The 19,372-nt window shown below is 67.8% G+C and carries 17 protein-coding genes; 13 read left to right on the top strand and 4 right to left on the bottom strand.

Annotated features, from left to right (window positions below; all coding sequences use genetic code 11):
- A partial coding sequence (locus B3587_RS04840; protein ID WP_292726857.1) for an ABC transporter permease occupies positions 1–547 on the top strand: 547 nt, incomplete at its 5' end.
- A 12-nt stretch (positions 548–559) separates the two neighbouring features.
- On the opposite strand, the gene B3587_RS04835 is transcribed toward B3587_RS04840, so the two are convergent.
- The gene (locus B3587_RS04835) at positions 560–1,087 is read right to left on the bottom strand and encodes a hypothetical protein (RefSeq protein ID WP_292726856.1); all 528 of its coding nucleotides are present in this window, start codon (positions 1,085–1,087) and stop codon (positions 560–562) included.
- A 40-nt stretch (positions 1,088–1,127) separates the two neighbouring features.
- Between B3587_RS04835 and B3587_RS04830 the strand changes: the two genes are divergently transcribed.
- From B3587_RS04830 to B3587_RS04820, 3 genes are all read left to right on the top strand, one after another.
- Positions 1,128–1,667, top strand: coding sequence for a phosphosulfolactate phosphohydrolase (locus B3587_RS04830; protein ID WP_292726855.1), 540 nt, complete (start codon positions 1,128–1,130; stop codon positions 1,665–1,667).
- 166 nt (positions 1,668–1,833) lie between these two features.
- Complete coding sequence (locus tag B3587_RS04825) at positions 1,834–2,142, top strand: hypothetical protein (protein WP_292726854.1); 309 nt, start codon at positions 1,834–1,836, stop codon at positions 2,140–2,142.
- 5 nt (positions 2,143–2,147) lie between these two features.
- Positions 2,148–3,128 carry an Ig-like domain-containing protein gene (locus B3587_RS04820; RefSeq protein ID WP_292726853.1) on the top strand — a complete coding sequence of 327 codons (981 nt, stop codon included), beginning with the start codon at positions 2,148–2,150 and terminating at the stop codon, positions 3,126–3,128.
- A gap of 85 nt (positions 3,129–3,213) precedes the next feature.
- Here the strand turns inward: B3587_RS04820 and B3587_RS04815 are convergent, their stop codons facing one another.
- The 3 genes from B3587_RS04815 to B3587_RS04805 all read right to left on the bottom strand — a co-directional run bounded on the left by B3587_RS04815 (position 3,214) and on the right by B3587_RS04805 (position 5,281).
- Complete coding sequence (locus tag B3587_RS04815; RefSeq protein ID WP_228177340.1) at positions 3,214–3,702, bottom strand: SprT-like domain-containing protein; 489 nt, start codon at positions 3,700–3,702, stop codon at positions 3,214–3,216.
- A gap of 36 nt (positions 3,703–3,738) precedes the next feature.
- Positions 3,739–4,272 carry a tetratricopeptide repeat protein gene (locus B3587_RS04810; protein WP_228177339.1) on the bottom strand — a complete coding sequence of 178 codons (534 nt, stop codon included), beginning with the start codon at positions 4,270–4,272 and terminating at the stop codon, positions 3,739–3,741.
- A gap of 133 nt (positions 4,273–4,405) precedes the next feature.
- A complete protein-coding gene (locus B3587_RS04805; protein WP_292726852.1) occupies positions 4,406–5,281 on the bottom strand; it encodes a spermidine synthase in 876 nt (291 codons plus the stop codon).
- Positions 5,282–5,314: 33 nt separating this feature from the next.
- Between B3587_RS04805 and B3587_RS04800 the strand changes: the two genes are divergently transcribed.
- The 9 genes from B3587_RS04800 to B3587_RS04760 all read left to right on the top strand — a co-directional run.
- On the top strand, positions 5,315–6,070 hold the full coding sequence (locus B3587_RS04800) for a 5-oxoprolinase subunit PxpA (protein WP_292726851.1): 756 nt from the start codon (positions 5,315–5,317) through the stop codon (positions 6,068–6,070).
- Positions 6,067–7,725 carry an urea amidolyase family protein gene (locus B3587_RS04795; protein WP_228177336.1) on the top strand — a complete coding sequence of 553 codons (1,659 nt, stop codon included), beginning with the start codon at positions 6,067–6,069 and terminating at the stop codon, positions 7,723–7,725. Before B3587_RS04800 ends, B3587_RS04795 begins: the two co-directional genes overlap by 4 nt.
- 238 nt (positions 7,726–7,963) lie before the next feature.
- Positions 7,964–11,458 (top strand): DNA-directed RNA polymerase subunit beta, encoded by a 3,495-nt coding sequence (locus B3587_RS04790; RefSeq protein ID WP_292726850.1) that lies wholly within the window; start codon positions 7,964–7,966, stop codon positions 11,456–11,458.
- A gap of 46 nt (positions 11,459–11,504) precedes the next feature.
- Positions 11,505–15,377 (top strand): DNA-directed RNA polymerase subunit beta', encoded by a 3,873-nt coding sequence (rpoC, locus tag B3587_RS04785; RefSeq protein WP_292726849.1) that lies wholly within the window; start codon positions 11,505–11,507, stop codon positions 15,375–15,377.
- 402 nt (positions 15,378–15,779) lie between these two features.
- Positions 15,780–16,397: a hypothetical protein gene (locus B3587_RS04780; RefSeq protein WP_228177333.1), complete on the top strand. Its 618-nt coding sequence runs from the start codon at positions 15,780–15,782 to the stop codon at positions 16,395–16,397.
- Between the two features lie 133 nt (positions 16,398–16,530).
- Positions 16,531–17,451 carry an ABC transporter gene (locus B3587_RS04775; protein ID WP_228177332.1) on the top strand — a complete coding sequence of 307 codons (921 nt, stop codon included), beginning with the start codon at positions 16,531–16,533 and terminating at the stop codon, positions 17,449–17,451.
- Between the two features lie 47 nt (positions 17,452–17,498).
- Positions 17,499–17,957 carry a hypothetical protein gene (locus B3587_RS04770; RefSeq protein ID WP_228177331.1) on the top strand — a complete coding sequence of 153 codons (459 nt, stop codon included), beginning with the start codon at positions 17,499–17,501 and terminating at the stop codon, positions 17,955–17,957.
- Between the two features lie 67 nt (positions 17,958–18,024).
- On the top strand, positions 18,025–18,681 hold the full coding sequence (locus B3587_RS04765) for a spermidine/putrescine ABC transporter substrate-binding protein (protein ID WP_228177330.1): 657 nt from the start codon (positions 18,025–18,027) through the stop codon (positions 18,679–18,681).
- Positions 18,682–18,738: 57 nt separating this feature from the next.
- On the top strand, positions 18,739–19,372 hold a 634-nt coding region (locus B3587_RS04760), incomplete at its 3' end, for a DUF5684 domain-containing protein (RefSeq protein ID WP_292726848.1).

The following is a 19,372-nucleotide window of genomic DNA, read 5'->3' as shown; positions in this document are numbered from 1 at the left end:
CATCGTCATCGGCGTGACGCTCGTGACGATGTTCGCCGTGGCTATCGAGTCGGTGAAGGCAGTGCTCACGGCCAACGCGGGGGGCGAGCTCGATCCTGAGCTCGCGAGCATCATGGACACGTTCGCGGCAATCATGATGGGACTGGTTGCGATCTCGGCGGTGATCGCGGGCGTCGGGCTCGTGAACCTGCTGACCCTCGGCGTCATCCAGCGCACCCGGGAACTGGGCCTCCTCCGCGCCCTCGGCGTCTCGATCGCGCAGATCCGCCGGATGGTGCTGTTGGAGGCTCTGCACGTGACGGTGACCGCGACAGTCCTGGGCGTTCTCCTCGGCATCGCCTACGGCTGGGCCGGAGCGCAGTCCCTCCTCGGCAGCGTTCCCACGAACCCGGACGGGATCATCCAGGCCGGCATCGTCTACCCCGCGGTCCCGATGGTTCCGCTGCTGGTGATCGTGGCGGCGACGGCGATCCTCACCGTCGTTGCGTCAGTCACCCCCACGCGCCTGGCAACCCGCGTCGCGCCGGTGGCGGCGCTGAGCGAGTAGCCGGTTCGGAGGTCAGGCCGTGGCGACCGCGTCGGCTTCTCCTGACTCGGCCGTCACGGCATCCGGATCGTGCGCCCACGACGGCGCGATCTGACGGATGCGGGCTGCCCGCCACTGCCAGACCGCCCAGAGGCCCGGCCACAGCGCGGGCGCAGCAGCGCCACCGATCACGAGGCGCTCTCGCCACAGGGTGCGGCCATCCGGAAGGGGAGACACCGCCATCTGGTGGTCCCAGACGTCGAGGACCGCGAGTGGGCCGGTCAGCGGCATCCCGGAGTCACGGATGATCCGCACGCGCACCCCGCCTACCTCACGTTCGGCATCCGTGATCGAGATGAGCTGACGGCCGACCGGGATAAGCCCGGCGACGCTGAGCCCGACTGCGGCATTCTGGCCGTGCTCCCACTGCGTCGGGATCGCTTCCAGCGGCTGCATGTCGAGGAACGGTCCGTACACCTCGGCGAGTACCCGCGGTGAGTGCAGAGCGCGCCAGGCGGCGTCGGCGTCGCAATCGATCGTGAACTTGCTGAGCACGCGCATGCGGCAAGTCTCGCATCCGGTCTCGCCCTACGCTGGACGGATGCCGACAGTCGAGCCCGCGCCTCGCGAAGAACAGTCCCGGTACCAGGTGCGTTTCGATTGGGGTCTTGCCGGCCTCGACCGGGTCGCGCCGGCCGAGATCACGATCGTGGTCGACGTGCTGGCTTCGGGCACGGATGCCGAGCTCCTCGCCTCACGAGCCGCCGATCGCGGCGCCGTCGTGATCCGCGCTGACCTGCGCACAGCGAGCGCCGCAGCCGACGCTGCCGTCGCAGAACAGCACCGTCGGGCGGCGCGCACGAGTATTGCGGCGATCGCGGTCGGGCAAACCGACGCCAGTTCTGGTGCACTGAGGTTCGCGGTGGAGGACCTCTTCGGGGCGGGGGCCGTGATCGACGCACTCGCTGCGCGAGGGATCGATCATTCGTCTCCCGAGGCTGCTGCCGCTTGTGAGGCGTTCCGGGGACTGCGCCCCGCGCTTCGCCACCTGCTCACCGCCAGCGTCACCGGCCAGTGCTGGCTCGAAGAGGGTCGGCGCGACGCGGTTTTGGCCGCGGCCGAGGTCGACGCGGCTCGGTGAACTGCGTCGCCGAGAGAGGCGAAACCGAACGACACGCGGGTTTCGCGAGGCGTTGAGTCGCGTTCACGTCGCGGCCATGTTAGCGATAACTTCTGTCATCCTTCGCGGTTAGGTTCGTCCCCCGTCGGTATCGCCCGGTGCCGTCGTGGAAAGGAATCCTCCGTTCATGACCGTCGATCGACGCGTCACTCGGAGCGCTGCTGCAGCCTGTGCTGCACTCGCGCTCGGGTGCGCTCTCCTCGTTCCCGCTGTCGCTACCGCTGAAGACGGAAATCAGCTCGTCGGCCCCGCCGAGACGCTTCTCATCGAGAACGTCCATGCCGCAGGCAAGGTGCTCGTGATCGGCTCCGAGCAGGCTCAGCTGACCAATCCCGATGACACACCGGCTGCCGCAGCCATCTTCGAGATCGGTGACACCGCGTCGGCGATCACCGCGCAGGAGGTCCTCGCATACCCGGTGCGTGGCACCACGTAGCCATCGTGAACGATCCGGCAGCCGACACCGCGATCATGTACGTCGATGGCGTTCCGGTTCTGCGCAACGCGTCGTCGGTTGGCGGGATGATGGCAGCTGACTTCATGCCATGGATCATCGGCACCTCCACCTGGGAGACCGAGCCCGATCACGGCTGGTACGGATGCGTCGGTGAGACCCGCATCGTCGATCACGCGCTCACCACCTCGCAGTTCCTCGACAACCGAGTGAACATCGCCGATTCCTTTGCGGTGACGACCGATTTCGGCGCTGTCTACGCCCCCGACCAACAGCTCACCGAGGTCACGGGAACGGGCCTGCCCGGCTCCGGCGTGCGCATCGCGGACGCGGACGGCACCCTCGGTAGCGCCGAGGTCGGCGAGGACGGATCGTGGACGGTGACCCTCTCGACGCCCGTCGGCGGTCCCGGCGCGCATCCGTTGACGATCACTCCGAGCTTCGGAACACGCGACGGTGCCGCTCAGGAGGTCGTCTATCTGGTCGGCGTCACCGATCAGTGGCGCCCGTCGGACAGCGAGCTGACTGCTGACCTCGAGAACGCCATCACCGTCGCCCCGAACCCGTTCGCGCCGGGAGACACCGTGACGATCACCCTGCCGGCCGGTCACGAGGGAGACGCGGTGTACGTGTTCGCCTTCTCCGAGCCCACGGCGCTGGGGTCGGCGACGGTGTCGGGCGCCGCGCGCATCACGATGGTGACGCCCTCGAGTGTGCCGCTTGGAGCACACCGGGTTGCGGTCTACGCCGCCGACGGCACGCTCCTCGGTTGGCAGTCGGTCACGGTAGCTACCGCGACGCCGGCGAACCCGGCCGACCCCGGCGCGGCCCCTGGTGGATCCTCGCAGGTCGGCGACCTCGCCTCGACCGGCGGCCTCATCGGTGTGTCGGTCGCGCTAGCCGCGTTCGCTGCGGCCCTGGTGGGCGGCGGGCTGTGGCTCGTGCGTCGGCGCCGCACGGTGAGCTAACGAATCGCGCTCTCAGCCCGAGCCCGCCTTCCGTAACCTGTGGGAGGCGGGCTCGGGCGTTGCGGCGCCGGCGGCAGCCCCGCCGTCAGCGCGGGGTCATCGCCGCCAGGCGCGTGGACGCCGTGATCTCGCGCCTGGTCCACGTGAGCAGGTAGCGCTCGTCGAAGCGGGGTGCGCAGCGGGCGCAGGAGGTCTGCCGGCTCGCGCGGCGATGCCGGTAGGCGACGTGACCGGCGGGGCACACGCCGACCCAGGGCGCGAGTTCTGTCGCTGTCTCGCCGTGGTGCGTGGTCCCGCCCACATAGCCGAGGTCTCGCGCGATCGCTTTCCAGCGCGGCCCATGGCCTGCTGCCGCGCCGGCGAGGGCGTGCGCCACCTCGTGCAGCAGCGTCTGGTGGTTGGTGTCATCATCGTGGCGGGCCGCGAGATACCGGGACACCGTGATGCGCTTGCGGGTGAAGTCACAGAGGCCCGCGCGCCGCTTCGCGTTGTCGAAACCGAACGACCACTCCGGGCTCAGGTGCACCGAGAGCAGGGCCTCGGCCCAGTGGCGAACGCGGTGCAACTCGGACATGACGACAGCGTAAGTCGGGCCTCAGACACCGGCCGGTCAGCTGGCGACTGCCGCGCCGGCCTCGGCCCGCCGGCGCTCGGCGGCGTCGATCGCGAGAAGAGTCGACTCGAGCTGGTCGTCGGGGGCTGACGTGCTCTGGCGAGCGAAGAGTGCGCGCTTGAAGTCAGCGCGAGCTGCGTCGAAGTCTCCCGCGTCGTAGTGCACTTTGCCGCGGTGCTGGTACGCGAATGCGGCGATCGATGCCCAGCCTGCCCCCTCGGCCTCGACGGCGCAGGTGGTGAGCTCTTGCGCGGCGGCAGCGAGCGAGCCGCGAAACTGCAGCACTGTCGCGTGCAGGATGCGTGCGCGCAGCAGATCCTTGCGCGTTCCCGCCATCCGGGCCGTGCGCACCGTCTGGTCGGCGATCTCGAGCGCGTCGTCGAGGCGGTCCAGAACCTTCAGAAGCCACACCCGCTCGAGCAGGGCGGGGAGCGAGCGCTGGTCGCCGAGTTCGTCGAGGCGGTCGCGGCAGTCGCGGGGGTTGACTACTTCGCGCAGCGTGACGGGGTCGTAGCCGTGGATATAGCTCACTCGCGCTCCTTCCCGCAGAGCGGTGATCGCCGCGGTCAGGCCGCCCGATTCCGCATCCTTGCCGCACCTCGCCCCATACGCGGTGCGCTCTCATTGTGACGGCGTCGGCGAATCGCGCCGGCTTCCCACGCCGTCAGCGCTCGAACAGCGTCGCCGAGGGCGCTGGCGACGGCGCGGCGTCGGCATCCGTGACAGGGCGCGAACCTGCGACGAACGCGTCGATCTCTGCGCCCTGCGCCACCTTCGCCGGATGCGGTCCTGCAGCCATCAGCCGCGGGAGCCACGCGGTGGGAAGCGGGGTCCGGGATGCCGCGATCACGATGTTCCCGAACCGCCTGCCCTTCAAGACTTGCACTTCGGCCAGCAGCGCGACGTGCGGGAGTTCGCTGCGGACGGTGGCGGCTTGGCGCCGCGCAAAGGCGAGCCCCGCGCCGTCGGCGACGTTGACCAGCAGCACGCCAGTCTCCGTGAGGTAGCGCGCAACGAGGCAGTAGAACTCGAGACTCGTGACGTGAGCCGGCGTCCGCGCGCCGTGGAAGATGTCTGAGATCACCAGGTCGGCCTGACCGCGAATGCCCGCCGGCAGCCGTTCCAGCACGGCCCGGGCATCTCCGGTCCGCGTGCGGATCGAGCCGCCGGCGCGTGAACTGGACGGCAGCGGCAGATGTTCGCGGACGAGCGAAACCAGAGCCGGTTCGAGTTCGATGACCTGCTGCCGGGACCCCGGTCGGGTCGCTTCGACGTACCGGGGGAGCGTATAGGCGCCGGCCCCCAGATGAATGGCGGTGAGCGGCTCGCCCGGCTCTCCGAGCTGATCGATGACGACGCCCATCCGTGCGACGTACTCGAAGTGCAGGTGGGTGGGATCGGCGAGGTCGACATGGGACTGCGGGGTGCCGCCGACCTCGAGTTCCCATCCGCTTGCGAATGCCGACGGGACGATGCGCGCCACGGATCCGTCCGACAGCCGCACCTGCGGCGGCGGGGCTTCGACGTGCGCTCGGGCCACGCATCCACCGTAGACCGGGCGTACCGTGGTCGCATGACGACCATCGACCTGAACGCCGACCTCGGCGAAACGGTCGACGGGGTGCCTACCGCTGACGACGAGGCGCTTTTCGCCGTCATCTCCAGCGCAAACATCGCCTGCGGTGGTCACGCCGGAGACCCGGACTCCATGGTTGAGGCTGTCGAACGGGCTGCCCGGTTCGGGGTGGTGATCGGCGCTCACCCCTCCTACCCCGACAGGCCCGGATTCGGCAGGCTGCCGCTCGCGATGGCGACGGCCGAGCTTCGCGGCACCGTGTCTGCGCAGCTGGATGCTCTCGCGGACGTCGGCGCCGACATCCGGTATGTCAAACCCCACGGTGCGCTGTATCACGCTGTTCGCACGGATGCCGCGCACGCGGCGGCGCTCGCCGCCGCTGTGGCAGATCTGTCGGGTCGGCTGGGCCGAAGACTGCCGATCCTCGCTATGCCGGGCGAGATCTCCGAGGCGGCGCGAGAGCACGGTCTGGAGGTCGTAGCTGAAGCGTTTCTCGACCGCGGCTACACGCCGAGCGGAGAGCTCGTCCCCCGCGGCGAGCCCGGCGCGGTTCTCGAGAATCCTGATGCCGCCGCGATCCGGGCCGTCCGCCTGGCACGCCAGGGCACCGTCGTCGCCGTTGACGGCACGAGTATCGCGGTGAGCGCTGCCTCCCTCTGCCTGCACGGCGACTCGCCAGGGTCGGTTGCGGCGGCTCGTGCGGTGCGGGCGGCCCTGGATGCTGCGTCAATATCAGTGCGAGCGCCGTGGTGAGCAGCGCCGGGGTCCGAGTCTTCGGCGACACGGGTCTGCTCGCTGAGGTGCCCGAGAGCATCAGCCCCGCCGAGGCGCTGCGGGTCGTCATCTCGCTCCGCGAGCGACTCTCCAGTTCACAGCCCGCGGGCGTCGTGGATCTCGTCCCTGCCGCGCGCACCGTCCTCGTGCGGTTCGCACCGCGCGAGGTAGCCACCTCGGTCGTGCGCGCCTGGATCGAGAAGAGTCTCGCCGATGCCCTCGCGGTGACTGACGTACCGGCGCGTGCGGCCGTGGACGGGAACACGGATGTCGAGATCGGCATCCGGTATGACGGACCCGACCTCGACAAGACCGCGGCCTTCCTCGGCATCCACTCCGCTGACCTCGTCTCTGCTCATCTGGCGGCCACCTGGACGGTCGCCTTCACGGGGTTCGCGCCTGGCTTCGGGTATCTCGTGAGCGAGGACTGGCCCTTCGACGTGCCTCGCCTCGCGTCGCCGCGTACGCGGGTCCCGGCAGGCTCGGTGGGACTTGCCGGGAGCTTCTCGGGTGCCTACCCGCGATCGACGCCGGGCGGATGGCGGCTGATCGGCACCACCTCCGCCCCGCTGTTCGACCCGGATGCCGCATCCCCCGCGCTCCTACGCCCCGGCATGCGCGTTCGATTCCGCGAGGTCGCCGACCTCCCCGCGTCCGGCCCCTCCCTCGAGCGCGGCGGTTTCGTGCGTCCGCTGCGCACAAATGCGCAGCACTCGCACGAAACCGCCGCACACGCGCGAGGCGGAGTGGAGGCGGATGCCGGCAGTGGTCCCGTGCTGCGGGTCGAGGCGCCGGGGCTGCTCGCGACGGTCCAGGATGCCGGGCGCCCGGGACACGGGTCGCTGGGCGTCTCCGTCTCTGGCGCCCTCGACCGCGCGGCCCTGCGCACCGCCAATCGCCTCGTCGGGAACCCCGAGGGCGCGGCGGGCCTGGAGATCACGGCGGGCGGATTCGAAGCCACCGCGCTCGCTGACGTGTGGATCGCCGTGGCCGGCGCGTGGGGCGAGCTCACCATCGACGGACGCGGCATCGACCACGGCGCGGCGCAGCTGTGGCGGCGCGGTGAGCGCCTGCGGAAGGGGTGGTTCACGGCCGGCGTTCGCGCGTACCTCGCCGTTCGCGGCGGCATCGAGGCCCGGCGCGTCCTGGGCTCGGCCGCTACCGACACCCTCGCCGGCCTCGGGCCAGAACCCCTCCGCGCCGACGCAGTCCTCTCCGGCGGGGCGCTCGCGGTCGACGAGATCCCGGCATCCGATCTGGCGCCCTGGAGTCCCCCGCCGGCCGATCTGGTCGTCCGCCTCGTGCCCGGACCCCGCGAGGATGCCTTCACTCCGGCGTCGGGAACCGCGCTGTTCGAAGCGACGTGGACTGTCGGCGCTGCTGCCGACCGGGTCGGGATGCGGCTGGAGGGGCCGCGGCTGGATCGCACGGATGCCGGGGAGTTGCCGAGCGAGGGGATGGTTCCGGGGGCGATCCAGGTGCCACCGTCGGGCTCTCCCACGATCCTGCTGGCCGACGGTCCCGTGACCGGCGGCTACCCGGTGATCGCCACGGTTCTGGATGCCGATCTCGACCTGCTCGCACAGGCGGGGCCGGGCGCCACGATCCGCTTCATACACGCGACACAGCACTGAGATCGCTGGTTATACCGCACGAATTTCGACTCGTCAAGAATCCCGCTGGACACGGCGTGCCGGAACGCGTATAGTTGGTGGTTGCGCTCTTGGATTCCCCCTGCCCTCATATGGTGGTCGGCTGTGCCTGCGTGTCCCCGCTCGATGCGGTGCGAGACGCGCTGGTTTTCGGGGAGGACCGAACGCTTCACCTGACGACAAGGATAGTGCCCCGCCCGGGCCCACGGAGGTAATCCCCTTGGCTGCTGCGCGCAACGCAACCACCACCACATCCCCGAAGAACGGCCGCGGAGCATCCCGCCTCTCGTTCGCCAAAATCTCCGACACGCTGACGGTCCCCGACCTGCTGGCGCTGCAGACCGAGTCCTTCGATTGGCTCGTCGGAAACGAAACCTGGAAGGCCCGCCTCGCCGAAGCGCAGGCAGCCGGCCGCACCGACATCTCGGTCAAGAGCGGCCTCGAGGAGATCTTCGAAGAGATCTCGCCGATCGAGGACCTCAGCGAGACGATGCAGCTCTCGTTCACCAACCCCTACCTCGAGCCCGAGAAGTACTCGATCGAAGAGTGCAAGGAGCGTGGCAAGACCTACGCCGCTCCGCTGTACGTCGAGGCCGAGTTCATGAACCACCAGACCGGTGAGATCAAGACCCAGACGGTCTTCATGGGCGACTTCCCCCTGCAGACCGACAAGGGAACGTTCATCATCAACGGCACCGAGCGTGTCGTCGTCTCCCAGCTCGTGCGTTCGCCCGGTGTCTACTTCGACAAGACTCCTGACAAGACCTCCGACAAGGACATCGTCTCGGCGCGCATCATCCCGAGCCGCGGCGCCTGGCTCGAGTTCGAAATCGACAAGCGCGACCAGGTCGGTGTGCGCATCGACCGCAAGCGCAAGCAGTCGGTCACCGTTTTCCTGAAGGCCCTGGGCCTGACCAGCGAGCAGATCCTCGAGGAGTTCGCCGGTTTCGAATCCATCGAAGAGACCCTGTCCAAGGACACGATCCTCACGAAGGAAGACGCCCTCCGCGACATCTACCGCAAGCTCCGTCCGGGCGAGCAGGTAGCCGCTGAGGCCGCCCGTGCGCTGCTGGACAACTTCTACTTCAACGCCAAGCGCTACGACCTCGCCAAGGTCGGTCGCTACAAGATCAACCAGAAGCTCGGCCTGTCGGGCCCGCTCAGCGACTCGGTGCTCACCGTCGACGACATCGTCGCGACGATCAAGTACCTCGTTCGCCTCCACCGCGGCGATGCGAGCTTCGAGGGCGTTCGCGGCGGCAAGCCGGCGACCATCCGCCTGGATGTCGATGACATCGACAACTTCGGCAACCGCCGCATCCGCGCCGTCGGCGAGCTCATCCAGAATCAGGTCCGCACGGGTCTGTCGCGCATGGAGCGTGTCGTTCGCGAGCGCATGACGACGCAGGACATCGAGGCGATCACCCCGCAGACCCTGATCAACGTGCGCCCGGTCGTTGCCGCGATCAAGGAGTTCTTCGGAACCTCGCAGCTGTCGCAGTTCATGGACCAGAACAACCCGCTCGCGGGGCTGACCCACAAGCGTCGCCTCTCGGCGCTCGGACCCGGTGGTCTGTCGCGTGAGCGCGCCGGCGTCGAGGTCCGTGACGTTCACCCGTCGCACTACGGCCGCATGTGCCCGATCGAGACGCCGGAAGGCCCGAACATCGGTCTGATCGGTTCGCTCGCATCGTTCGCGCGGATCAACGCCTTCGGTTTCATCGAGACGCCGTACCGCAAGGTCATCGACGGCCGGGTCACCGATCAGATCGACTACCTCACCGCCGCCGAGGAGGACGACTACATCGTCGCCCAGGCCAACGCGCCGCTGAAGGCCGACGGTCACTTCGAAGAGACCCGCGTGCTCGCCCGTTCGAAGGGCGGCGAGGTGGAGCTCGTTCCCGCCGAAGACATCGGCTACATGGATGTCTCGCCGCGCCAGATGGTGTCGGTGGCGACCTCGCTCATCCCGTTCCTCGAGCACGACGACGCCAACCGCGCCCTCATGGGTGCGAACATGCAGCGTCAGGCTGTGCCGCTGCTGCGCAGCGACTCGCCCGTCGTCGGAACCGGTATGGAGGGCTTCGCCGCGATCGACGCCGGTGACGTGGTCACCGCCAAGCGCTCCGGTGTCGTCATCGAGGTCTCGGCGGACGTCGTCGCCGTCCAGACCGACGAGGGCGGGATCGACGAGTACTTCCTGCGCAAGTTCGACCGCTCGAACCAGGGCACGTCCTACAACCAGCGCGTCATCGTCTCGGCTGGTGAGCGGATCGAGGCCGGCGAGGTCATCGCCGACGGTCCTGCCACCGAGAACGGTGAGCTGGCCCTCGGAAAGAACCTCCTCGTCGCGTTCATGACCTGGGAAGGCCACAACTTCGAGGACGCCATCATCCTGAGCCAGGACCTGGTGAAGGATGACACCCTCTCGTCGATCCACATCGAGGAGTACGAGGTCGACGCCCGTGACACGAAGCTCGGCAAGGAGGAGATCACCCGTGATCTCCCCAACGTCAGCCCCGACCTGCTGAAGGACCTCGACGAGCGCGGCATCATCCGCATCGGCGCCGAGGTTCGTCCCGGCGACATCCTCGTCGGCAAGGTCACGCCCAAGGGTGAGACCGAGCTGTCGGCCGAGGAGCGACTGCTTCGCGCGATCTTCAACGAGAAGAGCCGCGAGGTTCGCGACACGTCGCTGAAGGTTCCCCACGGTGAGCAGGGCACGATCATCGCCGTCAAGGAGTTCAACGCCGAAGACGGTGACGACGAGCTCGGCTCGGGTGTGAACCGCCGCGTCGTGGTCTACATCGCCCAGAAGCGCAAGATCACCGAGGGTGACAAGCTCGCCGGCCGTCACGGCAACAAGGGCGTCATCGCGAAAATCCTCCCCGTCGAAGACATGCCGTTCCTCGCGGACGGCACGCCGGTGGACATCATCCTGAACCCGCTCGGTATCCCCGGCCGCATGAACTTCGGCCAGGTGCTGGAGCTTCACCTGGGATGGATCGCCAAGCAGGGCTGGAAGATCGAGGGCAACCCCGAGTGGGCAGCGCGTCTGCCCGAGATCGCTCGCGAGGCAGCTCCCGGCACGAAGGTCGCGACCCCCGTGTTCGACGGTGCCTACGAGTCCGAGCTGGCAGGCCTGCTCGACTCGACACTGCCCAACCGGGACGGCATCCGCCTGATCGACTCGACGGGTAAGACGCAGCTGTTCGACGGACGTTCGGGTGAGCCGTTCCCGGCTCCGATCTCGGTCGGCTACATGTACATCCTGAAGCTGCACCACCTCGTCGACGACAAGATCCACGCACGCTCCACCGGTCCGTACTCGATGATCACGCAGCAGCCGCTGGGTGGCAAGGCGCAGTTCGGTGGCCAGCGTTTCGGTGAGATGGAGGTGTGGGCCCTCGAGGCCTACGGCGCCGCGTACGCGCTCCAGGAGCTCCTCACGATCAAGTCCGACGACATCCTCGGCCGCGTCAAGGTGTACGAGGCGATCGTCAAGGGCGAGAACATCCAGGAGCCCGGCATCCCCGAGTCGTTCAAGGTCCTCATGAAGGAAATGCAGTCGCTCTGCCTGAACGTCGAGGTCCTCTCGGCCGACGGCACCGCGGTCAACCTCCGCGACACCGACGACGACGCCTTCCGTGCTGCCGAGGAGCTCGGCATCAACATCTCCAGCCGCTTCGAGTCCTCGTCGATCGACGAGATCTGACCCGGCCAGGCAACACAGAATTCCGATACAGGAGAACTGAGAACTCGTGCTCGAATCAACAACTTTCGATCAGCTTCGCATCGGCCTGGCCACCGCTGACGACATCCGTCGCTGGTCCTTCGGTGAGGTCAAGAAGCCCGAAACCATCAACTACCGCACCCTGAAGCCCGAGAAGGACGGTCTGTTCGGTGAGCAGATCTTCGGCCCCTCGCGCGACTGGGAGTGTGCGTGTGGCAAGTACAAGCGCGTGCGCTTCAAGGGCATCGTCTGTGAGCGCTGCGGCGTGGAGGTCACCAAGTCCTCCGTGCGGCGCGAGCGCATGGGCCACATTGAGCTCGCCGCTCCCGTCACGCACATCTGGTACTTCAAGGGCGTTCCCTCGCGCCTGGGCTACCTGCTCGACATGGCGCCGAAGGACCTCGAGAAGGTCATCTACTTCGCCGCGTACATGGTGATCTCGGTCGACGAGGATGCTCGTCACCGCGACCTCGCGACGCAGGAGAACAACATCCGTCTCGAGCTGAAGACGCTCGCCGACCGTCGCGATGCGCGGATCGCCGCTCGCCTCCAGAAGTTGGAGGAGGAGCTCGCCGCGCTCGAGGCCGAGGGTGCGAAGTCCGACCAGAAGAAGAAGGTCAAGGACGCCGCCGAGAAGGACATGTCGCAGGCCCGGAAGCAGGCCGACGACCAGATCGCCAAGCTTGAGCGCGTGTGGGAAGAGTTCCGCACGCTCGAGGTCGGCTCGCTCAAGGCTGAAGACGAGATCTTCCAGGAGCTGCAGGACCGGTTCGGTCAGTACTTCGAAGCCCACATGGGTGCCGAGTCGATCCAGCGGCGTCTTGCTGCCTTCGACCTGGCAGCCGAGGCCGAGAGCCTGCACCTGCAGATCGCCGAGGGCAAGGGCCAGCGCAAGATCCGTGCGATCAAGCGCCTGAAGGTCGTCAACTCGTTCCTGCAGACCGGCATGAGCCCGGCATCCATGGTGCTCGACGTCGTTCCGGTCATCCCGCCGGAGCTTCGCCCCATGGTGCAGCTGGACGGTGGCCGCTTCGCGACCTCCGACCTGAACGACCTGTACCGCCGCGTCATCAACCGCAACAACCGTCTCCGTCGCCTGATCGACCTCGGTGCCCCCGAGATCATCGTCAACAACGAGAAGCGGATGCTGCAGGAAGCCGTCGACGCCCTGTTCGACAACGGTCGTCGTGGTCGCCCCGTCACCGGCACCGGCAACCGTGCCCTGAAGTCCCTCAGCGACATGCTGAAGGGTAAGCAGGGTCGGTTCCGTCAGAACCTGCTCGGTAAGCGCGTGGACTACTCGGGCCGTTCGGTCATCGTCGTCGGTCCCCGTCTGCAGCTGCACCAGTGTGGTCTTCCCAAGCAGATGGCCCTCGAGCTGTTCAAGCCGTTCGTGATCAAGCGCCTCATCGACCTCGGTCACTCGCAGAACATCAAGGCCGCCAAGCGTGCCGTCGAGCGCACGCGTCCCGAGGTCTGGGACGTGCTCGAAGAGATCATCCGCGAGCGCCCGGTGCTGCTGAACCGTGCACCCACCCTGCACCGTCTGGGCATCCAGGCGTTCGAGCCGCAGCTCGTCGAGGGCAAGGCCATCCAGCTCCACCCGCTCGTGTGTGCAGCCTTCAACGCTGACTTCGACGGTGACCAGATGGCTGTGCACCTGCCGCTGTCGGTCGAGGCTCAGGCCGAGGCCCGCATCCTGATGCTCGCCTCGAACAACATCCTCAAGCCCTCGGACGGCCGTCCCGTGACCCTGCCTTCGCAGGACATGATCATTGGCCTCCACCACCTGACCACGGTCAAGGAGGGGGCGACCGGTGAAGGCCGCGTGTTCGGTTCGGTGTCGGAGGCGATCCTCGCCAAGGACGAGGGCACCCTCGACCTGCAGGCCAAGGTCCGCATCCGTGTCCCCGGCCTCACGTTCCTCGAGGGCGACGCCCCCGAGGGCTACGAGCGCCACGGGCTGCTGGATGCCTCGCTCGGCCAGGCGATCTTCAACGACGCGCTGCCCAAGGGATACCCGTTCGTGCGCGAGCAGGCCGACAAGGGCAAGCTCAGCCAGATCGTCAACAAGCTCGCCGAGGAATACCCCAAGGTCGAGGTTGCTGCGACGCTGGACCGCATCAAGGATGCCGGTTTCTACTGGGCCACGCGCTCGGGTGTGACAGTCGCCCTCAGCGACATCCTCACGCCGCCGTCGAAGAAGGAAATCGTCGCCGGCTACGAGAAGCAGGCCGCGAAGGTCCAGGCACAGTTCGAGAAGGGTCTCACCACCGACGCCGAGCGTCGTCAGGAGCTCATCAAGATCTGGACCGAGGCAACCGACGAGGTCCAGAAGGCGATGCGCGCCCACTTCCCCGAAGACAACACCATCAACCGCATGGTCAGCTCGGGTGCTCGTGGTAACTGGCTGCAGATCCGGAACATCGCCGGTATGCGAGGCCTGGTGAACAACCCGAAGGGTGAGATCATCCCCCGTCCGATCATCTCCTCGTACCGCGAGGGTCTGTCGGTGGCTGAGTACTTCATCGCAACGCACGGTGCCCGTAAGGGTCTGGCCGACACGGCTCTCCGTACCGCCGACTCGGGTTACCTCACGCGACGCCTCGTGGATGTCTCGCAGGATGTCATCATCCGTGAAGAGGACTGCGGCACGTCTAAGGGTCTCGAGTTCACGATCGCTGCTCCCGGTAGCGACGGCAAGCTCGTCCGCGACCCGAACGTCGAGAACTCGGTGTTCGCGCGGACCCTCGCTGCGGACGTCATCGGCGAGAACGGCGATGTCGTGGCCGAGGCCGGCGACGACGTGGGCGATGTGCTCATCGACAGGCTGGTTGCTGCCGGTGTCACCTCCATCAAGGTGCGTTCGGTTCTGACCTGTGACTCGGCTGTCGGTGTCTGCGCGACCTGCTACGGCCGCTCGCTTGCCACCGGCAAGATCGTCGACATCGGTGAGGCAGTCGGCATCATCGCTGCCCAGTCGATCGGTGAGCCCGGAACCCAGCTGACGATGCGTACCTTCCACACCGGTGGTTCGGCCTCCGCGGAAGACATCACGCAGGGTCTGCCCCGTGTGCAGGAGCTCTTCGAGGCCCGTACCCCCAAGGGTGCGTCGCCGATCGCCGAGTTCGACGGTCGCATCACGATCGACGAGACCGACAAGTCCAAGAAGATCATCCTCACGCCCGACAACGGCGACGAGGCTGTCGTGTACCCCGTCCTCAAGCGCGCGACGCTGCTGGTCGAAGACGGTCAGCACGTCACCGTCGGTCAGCCCCTGCAGGTCGGCACGCTCGACCCCAAGGAGGTCATGCGTGTCCAGGGTGCTCGCGAGGTGCAGAAGTACCTCGTGAACGGTGTGCAGGGCGTGTACCGCTCGCAGGGTGTGCCGATCCACGACAAGCACATCGAGGTCATCGTGCGCCAGATGCTGCGCAAGGTCACGGTCGTCGACCACGGCGACACCAACCTGCTGCCCGGTGAGCTGGTCGACTTCCGTCGCTACCAGGACATCAACCGCCAGGCTGTCGCCGAGGGCAAGCGCCCGGCATCCGGTCGCCCGGAGCTGATGGGTATCACCAAGGCGTCGCTCGCTACCGAGTCGTGGCTGTCGGCCGCCTCCTTCCAGGAGACGACCCGCGTGCTCACGCAGGCTGCGATGGAGGGCAAGAGCGACCCGCTGGTCGGCCTCAAGGAGAACGTCATCATCGGAAAGCTCATCCCCGCCGGAACCGGACTTGCGAAGTATCGCAACGTCGCGGTCGAGGCGACGGAAGAGGCCAAGAGCGAGCGGTACCCCAACCGCATCTTCGCCTCGGACGGCGCGTACAGCGACGCCGACCTGAGCTTCGTCGACTTCGACAGCTTCTCGACCGACGACTTCACGGGCAACTACAACTGACCCACGTCGTCACCCCACGCAGGGCCTCGGGTTTTCCCGGGGCCCTGCGTCGTTCCCAGCATCCCACCCCCCCTCCGCCGAGTTGTCCTTCCCTCCGCCGAGTTGTCCCTCTTTCCGCCGAGTTGTCCTTCCCTCCGCCGAGTTGTCCTTCATGTCCGGCTCCGCGGCACACGCGGGTCGCGGGGACATGCCCTCGCCGGCTGCGCCGGCTCCCGCCAGACCCGGTGCCAGCCCCGCGACCCGCGTGTGCCACTGCGCCTTGGCATCTGAGTGGAAAAAACGGAAAGGAACTGTCGCGTCTTGCGGGCTTCGCGACACTCGCGCCAACTTTTCCGGGCGTCGCGAGCGGTTCCGACCGGCTCGAACGGTGTCGGCGTCGTACGGTTGCTGGCGGAGGTCACCATGGCTCGCGTTCCCGGTCGCGACAACCGCATCGCTGTCCCCGCGATGGTGCTGTCTCTGGCGATTGTCGGGGCGCTCGTCTGGTTCGCCGTCCCCGCCATGCCGCTGGTTATGGCGTGGGCGGGAGGTGCAGCGGGCAACGCCGTCACCATGCTCGCCGCGACCCCGACGCCGCACACTGTCGTCGCCGAAGGGCTGGACGTCGCCGAGACCGACTGCCGCGAGCTGTACCCGAACGACCTGTGGAACGAGCTCACCTGGACATCCGATGCGATTCTGAGTCAGTCCACGGCGGGACCGGCAACGGCGATGTCTGACCTCGTCGCGGCCCTGGCGCCCACCGCAGCCCGGACCTGCACGTGGACCACCAGCGCAGGGCAGGCCGTCGTCACGACCTTTGCGACTGTGTCAGCGGATGCCGCGGGGATGGCAGAGGCTTCCCTGCGCGGTCAAGGCTTCGCCTGCGCGACGACGGAGGGCACGCTGGAATGTTCGTCGACGACGGATGCCGGCACCGAACATCAAGCTGTGCACGGCCCGCTCTGGGTGACGACCATCTCGAGCGCGTGGTACCCGGAGGACTACGACCACCGCATCGCAATCCATCTCTGGCAGTGATGTCAGCGAGTTGGGGGTGGCTCAGCGGTGTCGCCGAGAATCCATATCGGCATCCGCACGGCCTCGTTCCGCGGATCTGAACCCGGGTCGGGGTATTCTGCGAGCCGAGGATCTACCTCGGGAGGAGTTTCGCATGAGTGACGACAAGCCCACGCCCGGCGAGCCCGTGGAGGAACCGGTCGGCGAGCCCGTCGCCGAGGAGCCGCCCGTCGATGACGTTGTCGGCAGCGCGCGCGAGAGCCTCGCGGATGCCGAAGCCGCTGGGTCGGCAACGCCCGAGGCTGATGCACCTCCCGCCGAGCCCGTGGTCGTTGAACCCGTCGTGGTCGAGCCTGTGGCAGAGCCGACGAGCGTCGAACCCGAGGCCGAGCCCGTTGTTGTCGAATCCGCGCCAGCGGAGGCGGCAGCCCCCACCGAAGCATACGAGGCCACCGTTGTCGCACCCGTGGTGACGGCGAGCGAGCCGGGCGTGGGACCCTACGGTGCGCAGCCGATCTTCGTTCAGGCGCCTGAGGCTCCGCGTCCTCGCGGCAACCGTGCCGCTGCGGGCGCGATCGGCCTGCTCGCGGCGCTCTCGTTCGGAGTTCTCTACCTCGCCGTCTGGGTCGGTCTTGGCCTCATCGACGGATCCGTGACCGTGGGCAGCATCGGCACCGCGCTGCTTGCGGCGCTGGGGACCTGGGCCCTGTGGGTGCCGGTCGTTGTGTTCTTCGTCGCGTTCTGGTTGCTTGGTGCGATCATCAACCGCGGCCGCTGGGCGGCGTGGGTGATCTTCGGTCTCATCGTCGGGGTCGCGGCCTACGGGGGGCACCTGCTGGGGCAGCTGTTCCAGGCGCCGTTCTGGAACCTCACGGCCGCGGAGGGCGCAGAGCTGGTCGAAGGCCAGCTGTTGGCTCCGTTGGCTATCGCTGCCTTCATCATCGGCCGTGAGCTCACGATCTGGTTCGGTTCGTGGGTTGCCGCGCGCGGCAAGCGGATGACCGAGCTCAACGTCGAGGCGCGCCGTGAGTATGAGCGCACTCTCGAGGCGGGTCCGCAGCTGCACCAGTACTAAGGCGCGGTGGGAGCACCCGTGACGGTGGCTCGGAGCGCGTCCAGCTCATGAGCCGGTCGCGGAGGGCAGCAGCAACGGCGGCGGGAGCCGTGCTGTTCGCGGCGGTGCTCATCGCAGCGTTCGGTATCGTCAGCCTGCTCCTGGACGAGGACGTCATCGTCACGCCGGGCCTGGGTCAGGCGCCGGGCATCATCGCCGTCGGCGCTTCGCTCGCGGCGGTGGCGGCGACGATCTGGGCGCGGATGCTGTCCCCAGGCATCTGGGGAACGCTGTTGTGGAGCGGCCTTGCCGGCTTCCTCGGTTACCTCGCGGGGCTGGGCGCGGCATCCGTGTTCGCGTCGGGGGATGTCGCCCGTGCGCTCTCCGCCGTCGGGCGCGCAGCAACCACTTGGCCGGGTCTGGTCGTGATCGCAGCGGCGATCCTGGCAGCGGCGATGGCTCTGGCAGTCGTGCGCGGCGCCGATGAAAACGCCCGGTGGCCGTGGGAACGAGAGGACGACGAGTGAGCGCCTCGACACGCGCAGTCTGCGACGGAGCCTCGGCGGACGAGGGCTCCGGCGCTACCGTAGAGGTGTGGAGCGCTCGCTCGAGACGGAGGTGAGCCAGGCAGTCGATGCCTGGCTGCGCTGGCTTCCGCGCTGGGAACCCGCGACCCACCGCGGGCGGGTGGCGCCGTGTCGACGGTGCTTCGGGTCACCAATCCTGTCGGCGGCGGGTCTTGGCTCCGATGTGCCGCACGGTGTGCAGCACGGCCTGTCGACCCGCATCAAGACGATCGTCGACCATGCGGTTGCCGATTACACGGCACAGAACCTCCCGATGCTGCAGGCGGAACTCGATCAGCAGGCTGCCCGTAACCGCGCCCGCAGCTACCGGCCGGCAGAAGGCCTTGAACCCGAGTTCGAGGGTCTGCCGCTGGACCCTGATCCGGTTCCCGGTGCTCCGTTCCTGTTCACGATCTCGGGTCTTGCCGACGAGGCGGACGCCGATGTTCCGGCGCTTCCGCCCCTGAGCCCCGAGGCGAAGGCGGCGCTGCGCCAAGAGGTCGGGCTGGCCGACGACTATGCCAACATGATCGGGCGGGATGTCTGCACGATCCTGCTCCATCATCGACTGCGCATCCAACAGGGAGTCAGCCAGTACGTCGAGCCGCAGATCACGGCGATGCTCGACGATCTCGCCCGGTCGCTGGACGCGCCCTTCGATCCTCGTGACGCCGTCGGGGAGTGATGGCTCTACGGTGACCGGACGCGTCGTCGCGCATGGCTGCGGCCTAGGGTGGATGCCATGACCGACGGCACAGCGATGAATCAGGCGCTGATTCTGTTGATCCCCGTCTCGGTGACGATGATCGCCCTGTACGTCTGGTGCGCCCTCGCACTCGGGGCTGTCTTCGCGAAGTCGGGTGAGCCGCGTTGGAAAGCGTGGGTCCCGTTCCTGAACATCGCAGCGTTGCTCGTTCTGGGAGGCATTCCGGGATGGTGGGTCCTGCTGCTGGTGGTCCCGGGGTTCGGCGCTGTCGCTGTCTGGGTTCTCATGATCGTCGCCGCGCATCGCATCGGACTCTCCTTCGGGTATGGGGGAGGGATGACGGTGCTGGCGGCTCTGCTGCTGCCCGTGTGGGCGACGGTGCTCGGTTTCGGATCAGCGCGCTGGATCGGACGGGAAGGCCGCCGCCGTCGTGGCACGGCAGCCGATGCTGGAGTGTTCGGTGCCTCCGACGCTGGCGGGGGGAGAGCGGCGTCAGCGCCACCGCCTCCACCAGCCCCGCCTGCCGTCTCCCCGTTCGCCCCACCGCCCCTCGAGCCTTCTGCGCCCGTGGAATACGCTGACTCGCGATCGCATGCGGAGGAGTCCCGCGCCGACGACGACGGATGGGACCTGCTCTCCGCGTTCGCCGAGGCCGAGCAGAGTCCGCCGG

The sequence above is a fragment of the Microbacterium sp. UBA837 genome (genome assembly GCF_002296025.1).
Lineage (GTDB): Bacteria > Actinomycetota > Actinomycetes > Actinomycetales > Microbacteriaceae > Microbacterium.
The sequence above is the reverse complement of the archived record's forward strand: the minus strand, read 5'-3'. Positions and strand labels throughout refer to the sequence as shown.